The 1,645-nt window shown below is 69.6% G+C and carries 3 protein-coding genes; all 3 read left to right on the top strand.

The window, feature by feature from the left end:
• Positions 1-185 precede the first annotated feature (185 nt).
• The 3 genes from LOY02_RS03140 (at position 186) to LOY02_RS03130 (ending at position 1,563) form a co-directional block, all read left to right on the top strand.
• Entirely contained in the window at positions 186-560 is a 375-nt protein-coding gene (locus LOY02_RS03140; protein ID WP_317180872.1) for a hypothetical protein, read from the top strand.
• Complete coding sequence (locus LOY02_RS03135) at positions 560-985, top strand: MerR family transcriptional regulator (protein WP_317180871.1); 426 nt, start codon at positions 560-562, stop codon at positions 983-985. Before LOY02_RS03140 ends, LOY02_RS03135 begins: the two co-directional genes overlap by 1 nt.
• Positions 986-1,143: 158 nt before the next feature.
• Positions 1,144-1,563, top strand: a complete 420-nt coding sequence (locus LOY02_RS03130) for a PRC-barrel domain containing protein (RefSeq protein ID WP_317180870.1) — start codon at positions 1,144-1,146, stop codon at positions 1,561-1,563.
• Positions 1,564-1,645 lie beyond the last annotated feature (82 nt).

Here is a 1,645-nt window from a genome sequence, read left to right as displayed (position 1 = left end):
CCTCATCGGGTTCTTCGCCGTCTTCGCGGTGGTGCTCGTGCTGTTGTTGACGATCTTTGCTGAGCCGGGTCGGCTCGGTCCGTGATCTCCGGAGCGGCACAGGGTTGAAACCAGTACCAAGGTACCGGTTTATCGTGGGAACGCCTCGAGATCCGGGGCGGTGATGACCTCCACAGGAGACCCCGATGAGCCAGCTCCCGCTCGCCGTGCCGATGGCCGTTCCCGAAGCCTGCACCCTGCCCACCGCAGAGCAGCCGTCCCGGATCGCCGAGTGGGGGTCGCTGTTCACCCACGTGCTCGCCACCGCGTCACTCGGCGCGCAGCGCGGGCGGATCATCCTCCCGGCTGACGACGCCCTCGCGGCGCGCGCCCGGGACCTCGCGGCCCGCGAGACGTCGTGCTGCAGCTTCTTCACCTTCGAGTTCGGTGCCGGCAGCGACGAGTCGGGCGCGCCCACCCTGACGCTCGACGTCAGCGTGCCTTCCGCGCAGAGGGCGGTGCTCGACTCGTTCCTGTCCTGGGCCGAGGGTGTCCGCACCAGCCCGGACGGCGTTGCCTGATGCGCCCGGGGGCCGTCGCAGCCGAGGCCGGAGTCAACCTCGAGACGCTGCGGTACTACGAGCGGCGCGGCCTGCTGCCGACGCCGGACCGCAGCCTCGGAGGGCACCGGGTCTACACCCCCGAGACGGTGACGACCCTGCGTGTCATCAGGGCCGCGCAGCGACTCGGCTTCACTCTCGACGAGATCGCCGACCTCCTCACCGTCGGGCGGCACCACCACGGCACCGGGCGCCGGCCGGCAGGCCTGCAGGCGCTGGCCCGGGACAAGCTCGGCGAGGTCGACGCCCGGATCGCCGACCTCGTCACGATCCGGGAGCGACTCGTCGCGGCAATGGATGCCGGGTGCGACGACCTCACGGAGTGCGCCGCAACCGCAGGCTGCCCCATCCCGTTCGAGGACATCGCCGGGTCGTCCCCTCAGTGACGGCGAATCTGCCCGTCAGACAACGCAACCGATGCCAAACGGAGGGTTTGCTGGGACTCGGCTCAGCGGCATACGGCCGGGTCCGGCGCGTCGTCGTTAGGCACCGGGAGACCCGGGTAGGCGTGAAGACACTCACCCCACAAGGGAAGGAGCGTCGCATGAGTGCCTACAACTGGGACCCATGGAACTATCGGGAGAACGTCTACTCCGGACGCGAGGGGGACGTCACCGACGACCTCGCGGAGGACACGACGGGTCGTCAGCACAACCTCGTCGGCTTCCGGGTCGAGGCGACCGATGGGTCGATCGGCAAGGTCGACGGCGCCACGGACGAGGTCGGGGCGAGCTATGTCGTCGTCGACACCGGGCCGTGGATCTTCGGTCGCAAGGTGATGCTGCCCGCCGGCACGATCGAGCGGGTCGACTGGGATGACGAGGCGATCTACGTCGACCGGACCAAGGACGAGATCAAGGACTCGCCGGAGCTCGGAGAGGTCGGTGAGAGCGCCTGGGACGACCCGGACTACCGGGACCGTCTCGGCGGGTACTACGGCAACTACTACGGACCGCGAGTCTGAGCAGGCGCTGCAGTACCGAGCACCTGGTAACGGACAGGGCGGCGCGCCGGCGAGAGCCGGCGCGCCGTCCGTTGGCCGCTCC

It is taken from the genome of Intrasporangium sp. (assembly GCF_032907665.1).
Lineage (GTDB): Bacteria > Actinomycetota > Actinomycetes > Actinomycetales > Dermatophilaceae > Intrasporangium.
This window is presented reverse-complemented; position numbering and strand designations above follow the sequence as displayed.